Source organism: Streptomyces sp. MST-110588, from assembly GCF_022695595.1.
Lineage (GTDB): Bacteria > Actinomycetota > Actinomycetes > Streptomycetales > Streptomycetaceae > Streptomyces.
Map to the genome: position 1 here is coordinate 7,810,669 of NZ_CP074380.1, position 15,501 is coordinate 7,826,169.

Here is a 15,501-nt window from a genome sequence, read left to right on the forward strand (position 1 = left end):
GAGCTGTGAGGCGGCGGCAGGGCCGTACGGTCTGGTCGGGCCGATGAGTACGGCTCCGCGTCGTCGGCGTACTGTGCGTCCTCGTTCGTCCGTACGAGGATGGTGCTCCCGCTCCCTCCCCCCAGGAGGCGCACATGCCGTCGGACGACGAAGTCTTATGGAAGCACTGCGTCTTCCTCGGCCGGGCCGTCCTGCCCGTACTCGACCGGGAACCCTGGAGGCGCGGCAGACGGCATGAACGGTTCCGCTGCTGGAACATCCCGCCGCAGACCGGCGAGAACCTGATCGTCGTCTTCGCCGCCCTGGTCCTGCGTGCTCTGCTGACCGGCACGGCTGAAAACGGCGGCCCGCGCTCGCTGCGGACCCTCTACGGCATCCCCCTGCGCACCGTGGCCGCCGATGTGGGAAACAGGCAGGTCTACGAACTGCTGGCCGGACTTGCGACCGATGTCATCGACGAGGCGGAGCAGACCTGCATCGACGTCGTCCGACTGCTCTCCTACCGGTGCGAAGGGAGAACCGTGCGCTGGCTGCCCGGCCTCGGCAGCGAACTCCGCCACGCCTTGGGCACCGTCGCCGAACGGTCCCGCATGCCCGAGCCGGCCTGCGGGGACTTGGTGCGGTGGGCAGCCGAGGAAGGACTGACGGTTTGACGGCGGAGGGACGGGGTGGGGCGGGGCGGGGCGGACGAGGGTGACGCGCCGCGACTTCACCACGCGCGCGTCAACATGACGCGCCGCCGTACCAGGTCGACTGCGGCGACTCCTACGGCGACCTCGTCACCCTCTCCGATGATCCGCTCACTCTGATCGGTCAGGTCTGACGTCCCACTCACCCGGCCAAAACCCCGCAGCACTTCGCAGAGGGGCAGCAGGCCCTCGATCCCCTCGGCGACCCGCACGAAGACGCCGAACGGCACCACCTTCGTGACCTGCCCGGACAAGGTGTGTCCCACTCGGCCGGCGAAGCGTACGAGGGGATCCTCCTGGAGAGCCTTCAGCGACAGGCGCACCTGGCCGCGCCACACATCCACGTCCAGGATCTCCCCGGTGACCCGCTGACCGGCCGTGACCACGTCCGACGGACGGCTGATCCGGGACCAGCTCAGCTCGGGAATCGTGATGAACCCGGTGCACCGGCGATCCGGTTCGCCGTCGAGACGCACGAACACACCGAAGGTGTGGGCGCTTTCCACCGTGCCCTCGTGCCTCGCGCCCAGCCGAAGCCCGAGGAGGAAGGTCCGCAGAGCCTGGTCCTGGTGAGGACCACCACCGTCGCGCACGGTCAGCGGCATTCCGCGCAGACGTTGCCGGGGCCGTTCCCGCGTCGTACGACTTCGGCGGCGGCCTGCGCGAAGGCGCGGGTGCGGCTGGTTTCGGTGGCGGTGCGCCAGGTCAGGCCGTACTGCAACGGTGGGGCGTCGGAGATCGGTACGTAGGCGATGTTGGGGCGGGCGTGGTAGCGGACCTCGTGGGCGGCGGTGGGATGGACGCCCCGGCCCGCCCCGACCAGGGCGAGGAGTTCCTGCCGGGTGGTGGCGGCCGTGCCCCGCTCGACCGTCCGTCCGTCAGGGGTGGTGCGCGGAAGCAGGTGGTCGAGCCAGTAGGCGGGGACACGTCCGGAGAGGCTGAGCAGCTTCTCGGTGGCGAGATCGTCGAGCCGGACGGACGAGCGGCGGGCGAAGGGGTGCCGTGTGGAGACGGCCAGGACCCGGGTGTCGGAGATGAGGACGGGTCCGGTGGACAGGTCCGCCTCGATGACGGGGTACTGCGCCAGAAGGAGGTCGAGTTCGCCCTCGCGCAAGGAGGTCAGGGGGTCGCAGAGCGGCGTCTCGTGGAGCGACACCTCGCCGGCCGCCGGATGGCTTTCCCCGTAAAGGGTGGCGGCGGTCAGCACCAGTTCGCCCGCCAGCGGACTGGTGAAGCCGACCCGCAGCGGCTCGGCCAGACCGCGCCCGGCCGCCGCCGCCCGTGCCAGGCCCGCGCGGATGGCCTCGTACCCGGGACGTACGTCCTCCAGCAACTGCCGGCCGACCGGCGTCAACGCCACGCGGCGGCTGGTGCGCTCGAAGAGCGCGGTGCCGATCCTCCGCTCCAGGTGCTTGACGCTCTGACTGACGCGGGCCTGGGTGACGTGCAGTCGTTCCGCGGTGCGGCCGAAGTGCAGCTCCTGTGCGAGCGTCAGGAAGATTTCGAGATCACGACGTTCCATAACTTCTACCTTATTGATCGTTTCGCGTTCCGTCGTTGATCGTCCCTTGGCGGTTGACGAAGCTGTACGACATGAACGCACACCTCTCCAAGCCCCTCGCCGTCATCACCGGAGCCAGCTCGGGCATCGGTGCCGCCACCGCCCGCACCCTGTCGGACCTGGGGCACCCTCTGCTCCTGCTGGCCCGCCGTATCGAACGCCTTCAGGCGCTCGGCCTCCCCGACACCCTCGCGCGGTCGGTGGACGTCACCGATGCCGACGCGGTGGCCGCCGCGGTGCAGGAGGCCGAGGCGCTGTACGGGCCGGCCGACCTGATCGTCAACAACGCCGGAGTGATGCTGCTCGGAGCGGTGGTCAAGCAGCCGGCCGACGAATGGCAGCGGATGTTCGACGTCAATGTGCGGGGCCTGCTCAATGGCGTACGGGCGGTCCTGCCCGGCATGACCGAACGGAACCACGGCACCATCGTCAACGTCAGCTCCGTGGCGGGCCGTAAGTCCTACCCCAACCACACCGTCTACAGCGGCACCAAGTTCGCCGTACACGGTATGTCCGAAAGCCTCCGGGAAGAGGTCTCGCAGCACGGCATACGCGTGATCACCATCGCCCCGGGCGCGGTGGAGACCGAACTCCTCTCCCACACCACCGATGAGACGGTCAAAGCCGACTACCAGGCGTTCAAGGACTCGATCGACGTGCTGACCCCGGAGGACGTGGCCGCCGCGATCGGCTATGCCTACCAGCAGCCGCAGCGCGTCACCCTGCGCGAGATCGTGCTCGCCGCCACGGCGCAGGCCGCGTAGGCGGAGCGGAGGCGAGCCGCCGCGATCCGGGATCAGCGATAATGGACAGTACGTACATGCGTTCGATCGTGTGACTGTGGACAAGGGATCAAGGAGCAGCGTGGCCGGCAAGGCGGAGATCATCACGGGCGACCCGGGACTTGTGGACCGTCTGGAAGAAGAGGCGTTCCACGACCTGCCCGGGTACGCGCCGTTCCTCGGCCACGAACTCACCCACCCCGACCAGGAAGCCGCCGACGCGGGGGAGGGGGAGGGGGACGGGAGTGCCTGTGAACTCTCCGGCCGTGGCCGGGTCCTGGCCACGGCGGTGATCCGTGAGGAGCGGCCGGTCGCCTGGGCCGAACTGATCGCGACCGACGAGGGCCATGAGCTGCGCTACACGCTCGCCGCGCGGGAAGCGGACCGGATCCGGGGCGACGCACCGGGCGCGGAGACCACCGCGGAGGAGTTCGCCCTGGTGCGCGCGCTCGCCGGGGAACTGCTGGACTTCGCGCGGGCGAACGGTGTGAGTGAGGTGTTCTGGACCGATGACGAGGCCGACCTGAGCGCCCGTCTGGCGGCCCGCTGCCACGCCGCACCGTTCGAACTGCACCGTGTGTGGAGCACCGTGCCGTCGGTGGGTGCCGCCGCGAGCGTGAGCGTGACCTCTGCCGCTGACGAGGGCGTACGGACGGCCCCCGAGCCCCTGCCGGTGGCGGAGTACGTCGCCCTGTTCTCCGCCGACCCGGTGCTCGGCGGCCGTCCGTGGACAGCCGCCGAGGTGGCGGACTGGCACGATGTCTCGCACATGGGGCCCGGCTTCCGGCGCCTGACCGTTGACGCGATCGACGCCCAGGGCGGCGTCCGTGCCCAACTGCCCTGCGACATCGCCGATGTCGACGACGCCGCCGACGCCGCAGACATCGCCGACGCCGACGCAAGCGCGGCGAGCGCCGAAGGAAGCGCCGAGGTGGCATCGGATGCCTTTGTCAGGCACATACCGCGCTCCCGGATCGAGCCGGGCCATCTCGCCCGGGCCCTCGCCTTCCTCGCCCTCGAACTGCGCAGCCGTTACCCCTCCGTACGTACGCTGCATGTGTACGAGGAGGACGACACCCTGGCACAGGCCCTGGCGCAGGCCGGACTCGTCACGACCGCCCGTCGCCACGGTTACCGGCTGACGCTGTGACCGGTGACGGTGAAACGATGACCGCATGCGGCTGCTGACGGCAGATCAGGGACGCGCCGCCGCATCGGCGCCGGTGTCCGGACGTGCCTCGGCCGGGGCCGGGGCGGCGGCCGTCTCCAGGGCCTCCGGCTCGTCCAGGGTGCGCAGGAGCAGCCAGCCGACGGCGGGCAGGGCGATCAACGGGGCGAGGGCGGCCTGCAGGGAGGCGGCGTCGGCCACGGTGCCGATCAGCGGGCCGGCGAGACCGCCGACGCTGACGGCCAGGCCGAGGGTGACACCGCCGGCGGTGCCCACCCGCCGGGGCAGGTAGTCCTGGCCCAGGGTGACGTGCAGCGAGAACGGTACGTACAGGCCGGCCGACGTCAGGGCGATGCACACATAAAGCGGCGGGCCGGGTACGAACACGACGCCGGCCACCGTCAGGACGGTCAGGGCATAGGACCACCGGACGACCGGGACCCGGCCGAAGCGGGTGGCGAGCTTCCCGCCGGCCACCGTACCCACCGCGCCCCGAGGTAGAGGACGAACAGCGCTGCCGTACCGGAGAGTTCCCCGCCGCCGGTGCGCTGGCGCGCGTACAGCGAGATGAACGCACTCAGCCCCACGAAGACGATCGAGCGGCACACGACGGCCCCGACAGCTTCAGGAAGGACGCCCAGTCGTCGCGGCCGACCACTTGGCGGCCCGTACGGGCGGTGGCCGTCGCCGGTGTGCTCGCCCCGTCACCTGCCCTGATGCCACGCAGTGCGGCCACGCAGAGTGCCGCGCCGACGAGGGCGGGGACGGCGAGCGCGGGGGTGGCGCGCAGGCCACCGGTGGCGACGACGGCGGAGACCAGCAGGGGAGCGGTGGCGAAGCCGAGATTGCCACCGACGGAGAACCAGCCCATCGCGGTGTGGCTGCCGCGGGCGGCGCCGCGTGCCACCCGCGCGGCTTCCGGGTGGTAGGCGGCGGCACCGATCCCGGACACCGCCACGACCGCGAGCGTGAGGGCGTAGGAGTCACCGAGGCCGGCGAGCGCGACTCCCACGCCGCCCATCAGCGTGCTCACCGGCAGCAGCCACGGCATGGCCCACTTGTCGGTGAGGGCCCCGAACAACGGCTGCACCACCGAGGACAGCAGCGAAGCGGCCAGGACGATGCCGGAGGCGGCGGCGTAGGTGTAGGCGCGTTCGGCGATGAAGTACGGCAGCAGGGCGGCCACCGCTCCCTGGTAGACGTCCACGCAGGCGTGCCCCAGAGACAGCAGTCCGATGGGGCCGGTCCGTGAGGCGCGTGCGACCCCTGAGTCATGTGTGATCTTATCCGTCGGCATCTGTCCATCGTCATCACTCCGCCACTGGCGCGCTTCCGATAAAGTGCCAATCCATGCCGGACATCCGCCACACTCCCCAGGCGCCCACCCGCACCCAGGTACTGGCCCCCGGCGAGAGCGTCGACGCCCACCGCCACGACGACCACCAGATCATCTACGCGGGCTCCGGCGTCCTGGCCGTCACCACCGACGCGGGCACCTGGTTCGCCCCCGGCACCCGCGCCATCTGGGTCCCCGCCGGATGCGTGCACGCCCACCGTGCCAACGGGCACCTCGACCTGCACCTCCTCGGCCTGCCCCCGGACACCAACCCGCTCGGCCTCGACGCCCCCACCGTCCTGACCGTCAGCCCCCTGCTGCGCGAACTGATCCTCACCTACACCCGCGACCCGCACCACGACACGCCCGAACGGCTGCGGCTGCGCACGGTGCTCCTGGACCAGTTGCGCGCCTCGCCCCAGCAGCCCGTCCAGCTCCCCGCCCCCACCGACCCCCGCCTCGCCGCCGTCTGCGACCTCCTGCACCGCGACCCCGCGGACCCGCGCAACCTGGCCGCCCTGGCCAAGGCGGCGGGAGCCGGTGAGCGCACCCTCAGCCGCCTCTTCCGCCGCGACCTGGGCATGACCTTCCCCCAGTGGCGCACCCAACTGCGCCTGTATCACGCCCTGCGGATGCTGGCCGACGACGTACCGGTGACCACGGTCGCCCACCGCTGCGGCTGGTCCTCCACCAGCGCCTTCATCGACGTCTTCCGCTGCGCCTTCGGCTACACGCCCGGCACCCACAACCAGCGGCGTCGCGCGCGCGGACCGTTGTGAGGCGCGCGATATTCCACTGGCGCCGACGTCCGCGACCGTGAGAACTTGCAGTCCACCACCGTCGACGAAGAAGACCAAGATGATCCCGAACGAGCGCAACGACGTCCTGCGTCGACTCGACCACATGGCCCACGAGAGGGCTTTCGGCCGGTACATAGCAGCCGACCAGCTCATCCAGACCGGCCTGGACGCACTGCTGGCCGGGGTGGACAGCCCTTCGCTCGCCATGCTGGCCGGTCTCGGGCGGAACGAAGAACGCGAAGCACCGGAACTCTTCGATCAGGTGCTGGTCGAACTGGGGCTCTTCGTCGAGACGCCGACCGACCCCCGCGCGGTGAAGTGGGCCGAGACCTACTGGATCGCCGGCCGGATCGCGGACGGCTCTCTCGACCCCTACAACGGCGTCCATCAGCTCCGGTGGAGCCTCGTCGACGAACTCGGCCACCCCAACGACCTGATGTCTCTCATCCACTGCGGAGACGACCTGGAGACGTGGGACGAGAACTGGGGCATCTCCCAAGAGACGCTGGAGCAGGAGGTGGTCCTGGCCGCCGCGGACTTCCTGCGCAAGCGGCCACCTGGAGAGCGCACGGACTGAAACGACCTGCTTCCGGCGCGCTCCTCCCCGTACGCCGCCCCCTCAGGCCCGGAGCCGTTCGGCCATCTTCCGTATGACCTCTACGGGAAGCGCCGGATGCCGGGCCGCCTCTTGAGCGGTCTGGTGATCCCGTAGCAGCGTGACCAATACGCCCGCGGGCAGTTCCGGATGCCCGATGGCCGCGTGGCGCACCTCGTCGCACGGATCGTCGAGCAGCCGCACCGCCGAGGCGACCGACAGGCGGGGATCGGTCGCGGCCCGCCACCGTACTTCCCGGTGGGGGTCACGGCTGAGCCGTTCCACGAGGCCGGCGGTCGACTCCGGGTCGTCCAGGGCCAGTCGCCGCATACGCGCATCGGGGTCCTCGGCGTACCGGAGGAGGCCGTGGCGGGGGAAGTTGGGATGGCTGCGCGGCCGGTCGGGGCAACTGAGACTGCCGGTCCACCACCGCCACACCTCCATCAGCATGTCCGCGGGCGCATCGTCGCAGGACTCGGCGAGGAAGAGCCGTACGACACGGTCCTGGTCCCGGGCCAGAAGCTCGACCACGTCCGGCGGCAGACGGCGCGCGCGGGCGACGCTCCGGCGCACGAGCGGGTGGGCCGAGGCAGCCAGCCGCCGCATCGCGCCGGGGTCGCCGTGCAGTTCATGGACCCAGTCGAGCGTGGGACCGCGGTCGCCCGGACGGAAGGTGGTTCCGAGCTCCAGGACGTCCGCCCGCTGCCGCTCGGTGAGGTCGGGGCGGACGGCCACTTCGTCGCGGACCGAGGGGTCCGGGTCCCGGGCGAGAGCGGCCACCACGTCCGCCTCCAGACGAGGATTGCCGGCGAGAGCGGCACGCAGGGCCGGCTCGGGGTGATGAACCAAGTACGCGGCCAGCTCGCGTTCCAGGAGACAGCCCCGCGCCGCCCGGTCCCCGAGCTCTTCCGAGTCGAAGACCGACCTGGGCAGCGGGTGGTCCCGATGGTGCCGGAGCAGCGCCTCGGTACGGACCTCGCCGTCCGGATCGGCGAGCAGCTCGCGCCGTACCGGCCCGGCCAGTTGTGACCAGGCGACCTGACCGACCGACTTCCGTACCGCCGGTTCGGGGTCGGTGGCCAGGGCGTGCAGCGACGCCGCGGGCAGTCCGGGAAGGCGGGCGGTCTCCGCACGGACCCGGGCGTCAGGATCGGTGGTGAGGCGCTCGTACGCGGTCGCGGTGAGCTGCGCGCCGCGGTCGGCGGCGTGCGTGACGAGGATCCACCGCCGCCCGGGGCCCTGTTCGGCCAGGATCAGACGGGACCACTGCTCGGGCGTGATGGCCGGCTGCACCTCGGCCAGCAGGTCCCGTACGTGCCACTGCGGATGGGCGATGGCCGCGTCGACGACCGTGGCCGGCAGTTCGCGCCACAGCAAGAAGTGTGACAGGCCCAGCAAACCGTGCCGTACGTCTTCGGGCGTGGCCGGGTTGCGCGCCAGTCCGTCGGCCCACAGGGTGCGCAACCGGGGTCCGGGTCCCGGGCCGCGGAACAGCCGGGCCCAGTCGGCCTCCTGCTCCTGTGCGGTCCGCGGGGCCGCCGCCTGCCGCGCGGTCCGCTCCCGCCACTCCTTGACCCGGCCCTCAGCGATCAGCCACCTCGTACTCCTCACACGTCGCGCCCAGCAGCGCGCCGCCGTCCGTGGAGAGGGTGACGAACTCCGGCTCCCCGGGACGGTCCCCCAGCACTCCGGCGAGATCCCACTCGGCGGCGAGCCGGACCCGCGTCCAGCGATCGCGCCGGCCCCCACTCCCGCGCACGTTCGCGGAGACGTGGATGAGGAATTCCCCGTCCTCGCCGATGACGTGGTGCTCCACCGCGAGCCGGTGCCACTGCCGGTTGATCTCGGCCAGCGCATCGGGCCGGTCGTCACGTATGACGTGGGCCGGCTCGGTATCGACCGAGACGAGAGGCCGCCAGGCGACCCGGGGCGGCAGTACGTCCTCGATCCGCCGGTCCGTCACGATCTCCAGGCCGGCGCGCCCCAGCAACTGCGACAACTCGTCTTCCCCACCCGTCATGAGAGCCCATTGTGTCACCCACGTCACAGCCCTCGCGCACGAGAGGCGCGCCGGCGTCCCCGCCGACGCACCCCTCATATCCGTGCAGCTCCCTCGGCCTTCCGGCCCTCTCGGTTCAGATGGCTCCCTCAGCCCTCTTCCCAGTTCACACTGCCCACCCCGGTGCCTCCACTGCAGGTGGCCGCCGAACTGTCGTGGTCGCCCGGGTTGAGGGTCTTCCACGGGCCGACCTGGTCCGGCCACCAGCCGCAGACCACGGTCACGCGGAAGGCGATGGTGCGGTTGGTGTTGTTGGCACAGTCGGCCGTGCCCGTACGGCCGTCGCTGTGCGTGGTGCAGCTCAGTTCGTTGGCGGCTCCGGTCGGGCCGGCCGCGACGGCGGGGGCCGCGGCGGTCAGTGCCGCCGCGCCTCCGAGCATCAGAACGGTGACGACGGCCCCCGTGGCCATGCGCTTGCGGATCTTCATGATGAAGTCCCTCCGTCGTACGTGTCGTAGTGCTGACACCCGGCACACGCATCACGGGGTGCGCACGTACGACACCACTCAAAGTGACGTACGTCACATTCCCGATGCTGTGAGAAGGTGCACCGTGCCCATCGACTTGAACTCCCGCTCGCTTCCGCACCCGGACCAGGACCCGTGCCCCTGCCCTGCCGCGCATGCCGCCGACCCGGCGCGACCTCGGCGGTCACGGCGTTCCGTACGGTGCGTGCCGGTACTGGCTGTCCTCGGGGTGGCCGGTGCCTTCGCCTGCGACCGGGCGGAGAAAGCCCACCTGAAGGCCGAGTGGGCGCACTGCGGAAACCTTCCGCCGAGCTGGCAGATGTACGTCTTCGCCCACGCCTCCCTGGCCTGCGGGCTGGCGGCCTTCGTCCTCCTGGTCCGGCTGGCGGCACGTGGCGGCCAGGGCGCTCCGAGCCCTTCCGGCGCCCGCTTCATCGGCCTGGCGATCGCCCTCGTACTGCTGGCCCTTGCCCTGTTCGGCGAAGCCCTCCTCGTCTGGGGCCTGTACCGGCCGGCGCCGGGCGGGCTCATCAGTTGCGCCGGATAGACCGGGGCACACAGGACACCGAACGCCGTCGCGGTCTTCGCCGCCCGGCATGGCGCATGCCGCCCTAGCTGACCAGGATCTGGGTCGAGGACTCCTTCAGTTTCCCGTTGGCCCACCGGATCTGCCTCAGCGAGTCGGGGTGGCACCGCTGGACGGTCTCCAGCAGCTCGGTGTCCTTGAGCCCCTGTGCCGCCTGCCCGAGCATCTCCCAGTCGACCGAGACCCCTGACGCCTTGATGTAGACCTCCCGCAGGTCGCGCAGGAGCAGCAGCGCGGCGTGCGAGCGCCGGCCGACGAGCTCGCCGGCCTTGTCCCGCAGGCGCTCGGCGGTCTTCAGTTCGTCCACCGGCTCGGGGTCGAGCCGGGCCCCGAACCGCTCGCCGGCGGCGGACAGGTCGCGTACGTGCTGCTGGGACCAGCGGGCCAGGTCCCGGGCGACGTAATGGACCTCGTGATCGGCCTGGTGCCGCTCGGAGACGCGCAGCAGCTCGTGGGCCAGGTCGTTCTCGTCGCGGTGCAGTTCGTGCAGGAGCAGACCGATCTTCATCGCACGCCTCCGGACGACGAGGGGCTGAACGTCTCCTCCGGCGCAGGGCCGGGCGTCTTGTCTGCCGCAGGGCTGAACGTCTCGTCCGGTGAAGGAACGAGCGCTTCCTCCGCCCGGGCGTCCGGCCCGCCGGTGGTCGGGGGCACGCCGTCGGTGACAGGGGCGGACGCCGTCCCGGTCGGCGCGGGGGAGGGGCCACCGGCGGCCTCGACGAGGCGCAGTGCAGCCGCCGCCGTCTTGAAGAGGGGCTGCTTGGAGGGGGGATCCCAGTCGGTGAGGGTGAGTTCGTTGGCCGCCCGGCCCGCGCCGTCCGGTTCGTGTCCGGCGCCGGTGTCCCAGTAGCCGTAATGGAAGGGGAGGAACAGCACGCCGTCACGGATGCCGCTGATCCGCAGCCGGGCCCGGACGCTGCCGCGCGCGGTGCGCACCTCGACCAGGTCCCCTTCACCGAGCCCGCCGGCCGCCGCGTCACGGGCGGAGCACTCCACCCACACCTCGGGGGCCGCCGCCTGCAACTGAGGAGCGCGGGCGGTCTTGGCGCGGGTGTGGAAGTGGAACAGCGTACGGCCGGTGGTCAGTACGTACGGGAAGTCCCCGCTGGGCTGCTCGTGCGGCGGCAGGTAGCCGGCGGCCTTGACGACGGCCTTGCCGGACGGATTCATCGCCTTGTACTCGGCCGGCTCCAGCGGCGCGCCGGTGACCAGGTCGCGGCCGTAACTCTCGCAGTACCCCGGATCGCTCCAGAACCCGCCGTCGGCATAGAGGCGCTCGGTGCCGTCGGGGTGCTCCTCGTTGCACGGCCACTGGATGCCCCCGCGCTCGCGGAGCTTGTCATAGGTGATGCCGGTGTAGTCGCACGGACGCCCGCGGCTGCACTCCTTCCACGCCTCGAACGCCGACTCCGCGTCGTGCCACTTCACCAGCGGCTGACCGTCCATGTCCGCCAGGCCCAGCCGGCGGGCGTAGTCCAGGAAGATGTCCAGGTCCGGGCGGGCCTCGCCGGGCGGCTCGACGGCCTTCTCCGACAGGTGCACCGTACGGTCGGCGTTGGTGAACGTACCGGTCTTCTCCCCCCACGTCGCCGCCGGCAGCACCACATCGGCGAGCTGCGCGGTCTCGGTGAGGAACAGGTCCTGCACCACGAGCAGCAGGCGCTCCTGGGACAGCACGGAGCGGATACGGCGCAGTTCCGGCAGGGAGACGGCCGGATTGGTGCCGCTGATCCACAGCAGGCGGATGGAGCCCTCCTCCACGTACCGGATCATCTGCATGGCGTGGGTGGGCGGCGAGTAGTGGGGGATCCGCACCGGGTCCAGGTTCCACACCCGCGCCAGGTCCTTGACGTGCTCGTCGTTGGACCAGTTGCGAAAACCCGGCAGATCACCGTCGGCCCCGCACTCGCGGGTGTTCTGGGCCGTGGGCTGGCCGTTCATCTGCAACACCCCGCAGCCCGGTCTGCCGAGCATGCCGCGCACCAGGTGGAGGTTGTTCACCTGGACCGCGGCGGCCGTCGCCTGGTGGGACTGGTAGAAGCCCTGAAGCACCGTGGAGAACAGCCGCCGCGCACCGCCGAGCAGCCGTGCCGCCTCCCGGATCCGCTCCGCCGGCACATCACAGATCTCCTCCGCCCGCTCGGGCGGGTACTCCTTGACGCGTTCGCTCAGCTCCTCGAAGCCGACGACATGGCGGTCGATGTACTCCCGGTCGATCCAGCCGTTCCCGATGACCTCGTGCAACAGCCCGTTCATCAGCGCCACGTTGGTACCGGGCCGGGGAGCCAGATGTACGGCAGCCGCCCGGGCGACCGGCGTCATCCGGGGATCGACGCAGATCACCGTGGGCGGACGAGGCCCCGCGAGCCGGTCCAGCACCCGCATCCACAACACGCTCTGCGTCTCGGCCATGTTGTGGCCGAACAGCGCGATCACCTCCGCGTGGTCGATGTCGGCGTACGAGCCGGGCTGCCCGTCGCAGGCGAAGGACTCCTTCAGCGCCGCCGCCGCGGTGGCCGTGCACAGCCGGGTGTTGCCGTCCACGTGGTTGGTGCCGATGCCGCCGTGCGCGATCACCCCGAGGGTGTAGTACTCCTCGGCGAAGAGCTGGCCGGTGGTGTAGAAACCGATCGCGCTGGGCCCCTGCGTCTGGAGCAGCTCCCGGGTCCGGGCGACGACGCGGTCCATCGCGGTGTCCCAGTCGCACTCCACCAGACGCCCGCCCTCGCGGACCAGCGGCCGGGTCAGCCGGTCGGGGGAGGCGTTGGCCTGCCAGCCGAACAGGTCCTTGGGGCCGAGCCGGCCGCGGTTGACACGGTCCCGCGCCAGGCCGCGGACGCCGGCCATCCGCCCGTCCTTCACCGCGATCTCCATGGCGTCGCCGTTGGAGTGCAGGATGGACGCCGTCGGCACCCACCGGTCCACCTGACCGGCGGTGATCCCGGGCGCGAGGTAGGTGTCCACCCGTACCGGCCACGGCTCACCGGGACCGTACGGTGTACGGGTTCCCCACGGCTCGGCGATCCGGTCCCTGTGGGTCATGTGCGCCCTCCTTCACGCTCCTTCACGCTCCTTCACGCGGCGATCGGGCACGGCGCCGCCGCCGACGGTGTCACCGTTCCACAGGCGTCCCCGCCGCGCCCCGCAACACGCGCGCCGACGGCCCGGGGTCCCTCCGGCGCGCGGTTCCGCCCGGTGCGACGGGATACGGAGGGCCGCGTGCCCTTTTGTCCCGTCGCTCGTTTGGCCCGTACGACGCGCCCAGCGCTCCTGGCAGACCGCGCCCCGCTCGTTCCACGGACGGCCTGCCACCCGCTGTCCGCCGCCCCGGGCGGCGCGCTGCGGGACCGGGGCGGCCGGGCTTTCCGTTCGGGATACGGGCCGCCGGTCAGCGTCGGTTGCCCGGTGCGTCATCTCGGGAAGACGAAGGACCACACGTGCAGCAGATCGTGAAACAGAGCGTGCTCGTCGTCGCCGCGGCGACCGGCGTTCTCGCGAGCGTGGGAGGAACCGCCCACGCCGACTCCATCGCAGGAGGACAGACCGTCAACTCCCCGGGCGTGATCGCGGGCAACCTGCTTCAGGTGCCGGTCCACGTACCGCTCAACCTGTGCGGGAACACCGTCGATATCATCGGCCTGCTCAACCCCGCCTTCGGCAACCGCTGCATCAACCCTGGCGGCTATCACGCTCCGCCCAGGGACCAGCAGCCGCCGGAACACGAGCCGCCGGGACACAAGCCCTCCGGACACGGACCTTCCGGAGACAAGCCTTCCGGAGACAAGCCCCCTGGCCACAAGCCCTCCGGCCACAAGCCCTCCGGCCACAAGCCCCCGGAGCACCACGCTCCGCCCGAGCACCACAAGCCCCCTGAGCATCACACCCCGTCCGGGCATCAGACTCCCGGACACCACAATCCGCCGGGTGAACAGCCTCCCGGTCACCACACCACGCCGGGGCACACCCCTCCCGGTCAGCAGCCGCCCGGACACACCCCTCCCGGGCAGCCGGACGCGACCGGGCACGAGCCGCCCGGACCGCAGCCACCGTCCGGGGAGGCAGGGCCGGGCGATCCCCGGGGCCCTGCCCCCGCGGCCGGCGGGGCGTCGTCGTACGGCGCTTCGGCAGGGCAGCCGGGCGGGCAGTGGGTCAGGAGGGTCGGGGCGCTCGCGCAGTCACCGTCGCTCGCTCGAACGGGAGCCGGTGAGCTGGGCACTGCCGCCGGGGCCAGCGTCTTTCTCCTGCTCGGGGGAGTAGTGCTCGTCCGGCGCGGTCGCGCCGGGCGTCGCTGACCTGGTGCGGACGGGCGCGGGGGCGGGGCCGGTGGTCCGGCTCCGCGCCCGCGCGTCCAGTCCGGTGCCGCGGTCTGTCGGTCTGCCGACTGCCGGTATGCCGTGTGCCGGTCTGTGGCGTGTGATCTGCGGTGCGGCCGTACCTGGTGGTCAGACGGTCCAGTGGCGGGGCCGCTGGAGGACGGCCGGGATCCTGGTGGCCCGATCGCCGCGCGCGGCGTTGAGCTGGGCCTGCGTCAGGAAGATCGCGCCGGTCAGATCCGCGCCGGCCAGATCGGCGTCGCGCAGGTCGGCGCCGATCAGGTCGGCATCGCGCAGATCGGCGCCGGAGAGATCGGCGGCGATCAGACAGGCCCCGCGCATGCTGGCCCCCCGCAGCTTGGCCCCGCGCAGGCGGGCGCCCAGGAGGTCGGCGCCGCGGTGGTTCTTCTTGCGGCCCGGTACCGCGGCGCGGGCCAGTTCACTGGCGCGCAGCAGGAGCGCGTTCACCTCCGCGCGCAATGCGGGCACGTCCGCCGCCAGAAGGGCCTCGGCGGTGTCCCGGGTGAGGGCGTCCAGCCGGTCGTAGGCCCGGCGCAGATCGCGATGGACGGGCCGGGCCGCCGCGAGGTCCAGCGCCTCGGCGGCGTACCGCAGCAGCTCGTGAAGCTGCCGTACGACGGGGAAGACCTCGTACATCGTGCAGGCCGAATCCGGCTCCGCCCGCCAGCTCCGTCCCTTGAAGGTGACCTGGGAGACCTTCTGGCCGGCCCCGAAGCAGTCGAAGACCGTACAGCCCGTGTAACCGCTCTCGCGCAGCCGCTCATGGATCGTGCAGCGGAAGTCTTCCTGGAGGTTGCCGCACGGGGTGCCCGCGGCCTTGTCCGCGGCGAAGTCCGCCGAGCGCGCGAAGGGCAGCGCGACGCAGCACAGGCCGAAGCAGTTCCCGCAGTCGGCCTGGAGGTCGGCATGGGCGGCGTGGCGGGTCTGCTCTGACAAGGCGCTCGTTCTCCTGGTACGCGGGCGGTGGTGCACCTCCCGTGATCACCCGTAGCGCATGATCCCGGGCGCCGGAACGGGAAGCGGTCAATTCTAGACCACCGACGCGGCGCGTACGGTACGAGGTGCCCTACGCGCCGGGGAGACGCTGAACCGGCCCGGGCGAAGAGCGGATCGGCGCAACGCCG

At 71.6% G+C, this 15,501-nt stretch carries 15 protein-coding genes and 1 pseudogene; 7 read left to right on the forward strand and 9 right to left on the reverse strand.

The genetic code is table 11. From position 1 onward, the window contains the following. Window positions 1-134: 134 nt before the first annotated feature. Window positions 135-653: a hypothetical protein gene (locus tag KGS77_RS33980; protein ID WP_242587144.1), complete on the forward strand. Its 519-nt coding sequence runs from the start codon at window positions 135-137 to the stop codon at window positions 651-653. Window positions 654-709: 56 nt separating this feature from the next. On the opposite strand, the gene KGS77_RS33985 is transcribed toward KGS77_RS33980, so the two are convergent. Then, window positions 710-1,294, reverse strand: a complete 585-nt coding sequence (locus KGS77_RS33985) for a S1 RNA-binding domain-containing protein (RefSeq protein ID WP_242587145.1) — start codon at window positions 1,292-1,294, stop codon at window positions 710-712. After that, entirely contained in the window at window positions 1,285-2,211 is a 927-nt protein-coding gene (locus tag KGS77_RS33990) for a LysR family transcriptional regulator (protein WP_242587146.1), read from the reverse strand. Before KGS77_RS33990 ends, KGS77_RS33985 begins: the two co-directional genes overlap by 10 nt. A gap of 71 nt (window positions 2,212-2,282) precedes the next feature. Between KGS77_RS33990 and KGS77_RS33995 the strand changes: the two genes are divergently transcribed. Together KGS77_RS33995 and KGS77_RS34000 are read left to right on the forward strand one after the other, a co-directional pair. Further along, window positions 2,283-3,014 (forward strand): SDR family oxidoreductase, encoded by a 732-nt coding sequence (locus KGS77_RS33995; RefSeq protein WP_242587147.1) that lies wholly within the window; start codon window positions 2,283-2,285, stop codon window positions 3,012-3,014. A gap of 100 nt (window positions 3,015-3,114) precedes the next feature. Then, window positions 3,115-4,182 carry a hypothetical protein gene (locus KGS77_RS34000; RefSeq protein WP_242587148.1) on the forward strand — a complete coding sequence of 356 codons (1,068 nt, stop codon included), beginning with the start codon at window positions 3,115-3,117 and terminating at the stop codon, window positions 4,180-4,182. 45 nt (window positions 4,183-4,227) lie between these two features. Here the strand turns inward: KGS77_RS34000 and KGS77_RS34005 are convergent. Further along, a pseudogene (locus KGS77_RS34005) lies at window positions 4,228-5,497 on the reverse strand (MFS transporter). A gap of 53 nt (window positions 5,498-5,550) precedes the next feature. Between KGS77_RS34005 and KGS77_RS34010 the strand changes: the two are divergent. Both KGS77_RS34010 and KGS77_RS34015 read left to right on the forward strand, forming a co-directional pair. Continuing rightward, on the forward strand, window positions 5,551-6,315 hold the full coding sequence (locus tag KGS77_RS34010) for a helix-turn-helix transcriptional regulator (protein WP_242587149.1): 765 nt from the start codon (window positions 5,551-5,553) through the stop codon (window positions 6,313-6,315). A gap of 79 nt (window positions 6,316-6,394) precedes the next feature. Continuing rightward, the gene (locus KGS77_RS34015) at window positions 6,395-6,913 is read left to right on the forward strand and encodes a hypothetical protein (RefSeq protein WP_242587150.1); all 519 of its coding nucleotides are present in this window, start codon (window positions 6,395-6,397) and stop codon (window positions 6,911-6,913) included. Between the two features lie 42 nt (window positions 6,914-6,955). Here KGS77_RS34015 and KGS77_RS34020 read toward each other — a convergent pair whose 3' ends face one another. From KGS77_RS34020 to KGS77_RS34030, 3 genes are all read right to left on the reverse strand, one after another. Next, entirely contained in the window at window positions 6,956-8,542 is a 1,587-nt protein-coding gene (locus KGS77_RS34020) for a PE-PGRS family protein (protein ID WP_242587151.1), read from the reverse strand. Further along, entirely contained in the window at window positions 8,514-8,951 is a 438-nt protein-coding gene (locus tag KGS77_RS34025) for a hypothetical protein (RefSeq protein ID WP_242587152.1), read from the reverse strand. The genes KGS77_RS34020 and KGS77_RS34025 overlap by 29 nt, the downstream gene beginning before the upstream one ends. Before the next feature lie 128 nt (window positions 8,952-9,079). Then, the gene (locus KGS77_RS34030; RefSeq protein ID WP_242587153.1) at window positions 9,080-9,418 is read right to left on the reverse strand and encodes a hypothetical protein; all 339 of its coding nucleotides are present in this window, start codon (window positions 9,416-9,418) and stop codon (window positions 9,080-9,082) included. A gap of 244 nt (window positions 9,419-9,662) precedes the next feature. Here KGS77_RS34030 and KGS77_RS34035 point away from each other — a divergent pair, with 244 nt between their 5' ends. Next, a complete protein-coding gene (locus tag KGS77_RS34035) occupies window positions 9,663-10,004 on the forward strand; it encodes a hypothetical protein (protein ID WP_242587154.1) in 342 nt (113 codons plus the stop codon). A 64-nt stretch (window positions 10,005-10,068) separates the two neighbouring features. Here KGS77_RS34035 and KGS77_RS34040 read toward each other — a convergent pair whose 3' ends face one another. Then, window positions 10,069-10,551: a hypothetical protein gene (locus tag KGS77_RS34040; RefSeq protein ID WP_242587155.1), complete on the reverse strand. Its 483-nt coding sequence runs from the start codon at window positions 10,549-10,551 to the stop codon at window positions 10,069-10,071. Beyond that, window positions 10,548-13,085, reverse strand: a complete 2,538-nt coding sequence (locus tag KGS77_RS34045) for a nitrate reductase (protein WP_242587156.1) — start codon at window positions 13,083-13,085, stop codon at window positions 10,548-10,550. Before KGS77_RS34045 ends, KGS77_RS34040 begins: the two co-directional genes overlap by 4 nt. A gap of 518 nt (window positions 13,086-13,603) precedes the next feature. Between KGS77_RS34045 and KGS77_RS34050 the strand changes: the two genes are divergently transcribed. Continuing rightward, window positions 13,604-14,335: a chaplin family protein gene (locus tag KGS77_RS34050; protein WP_277994339.1), complete on the forward strand. Its 732-nt coding sequence runs from the start codon at window positions 13,604-13,606 to the stop codon at window positions 14,333-14,335. A gap of 150 nt (window positions 14,336-14,485) precedes the next feature. Here the strand turns inward: KGS77_RS34050 and KGS77_RS34055 are convergent, their stop codons facing one another. Beyond that, window positions 14,486-15,313 carry a pentapeptide repeat-containing protein gene (locus KGS77_RS34055; protein ID WP_242587158.1) on the reverse strand — a complete coding sequence of 276 codons (828 nt, stop codon included), beginning with the start codon at window positions 15,311-15,313 and terminating at the stop codon, window positions 14,486-14,488. Window positions 15,314-15,501 lie beyond the last annotated feature (188 nt).

Excerpts from the sequence above, each read along its gene's own strand:
- KGS77_RS33980 (WP_242587144.1), top strand. The coding sequence starts at position 135 with ATGCCGTCGGACGACGAAGTCTTATGGAAGCACTGCGTCTTCCTCGGC.
- KGS77_RS33985 (WP_242587145.1), bottom strand. The coding sequence starts at position 1,294 with ATGCCGCTGACCGTGCGCGACGGTGGTGGTCCTCACCAGGACCAGGCT.
- KGS77_RS33990 (WP_242587146.1), bottom strand. The coding sequence starts at position 2,211 with ATGGAACGTCGTGATCTCGAAATCTTCCTGACGCTCGCACAGGAGCTG.
- KGS77_RS33995 (WP_242587147.1), top strand. The coding sequence starts at position 2,283 with ATGAACGCACACCTCTCCAAGCCCCTCGCCGTCATCACCGGAGCCAGC.
- KGS77_RS34010 (WP_242587149.1), top strand. The coding sequence starts at position 5,551 with ATGCCGGACATCCGCCACACTCCCCAGGCGCCCACCCGCACCCAGGTA.
- KGS77_RS34015 (WP_242587150.1), top strand. The coding sequence starts at position 6,395 with ATGATCCCGAACGAGCGCAACGACGTCCTGCGTCGACTCGACCACATG.
- KGS77_RS34025 (WP_242587152.1), bottom strand. The coding sequence starts at position 8,951 with ATGACGGGTGGGGAAGACGAGTTGTCGCAGTTGCTGGGGCGCGCCGGC.
- KGS77_RS34030 (WP_242587153.1), bottom strand. The coding sequence starts at position 9,418 with ATGAAGATCCGCAAGCGCATGGCCACGGGGGCCGTCGTCACCGTTCTG.
- KGS77_RS34040 (WP_242587155.1), bottom strand. The coding sequence starts at position 10,551 with ATGAAGATCGGTCTGCTCCTGCACGAACTGCACCGCGACGAGAACGAC.
- KGS77_RS34045 (WP_242587156.1), bottom strand. The coding sequence starts at position 13,085 with ATGACCCACAGGGACCGGATCGCCGAGCCGTGGGGAACCCGTACACCG.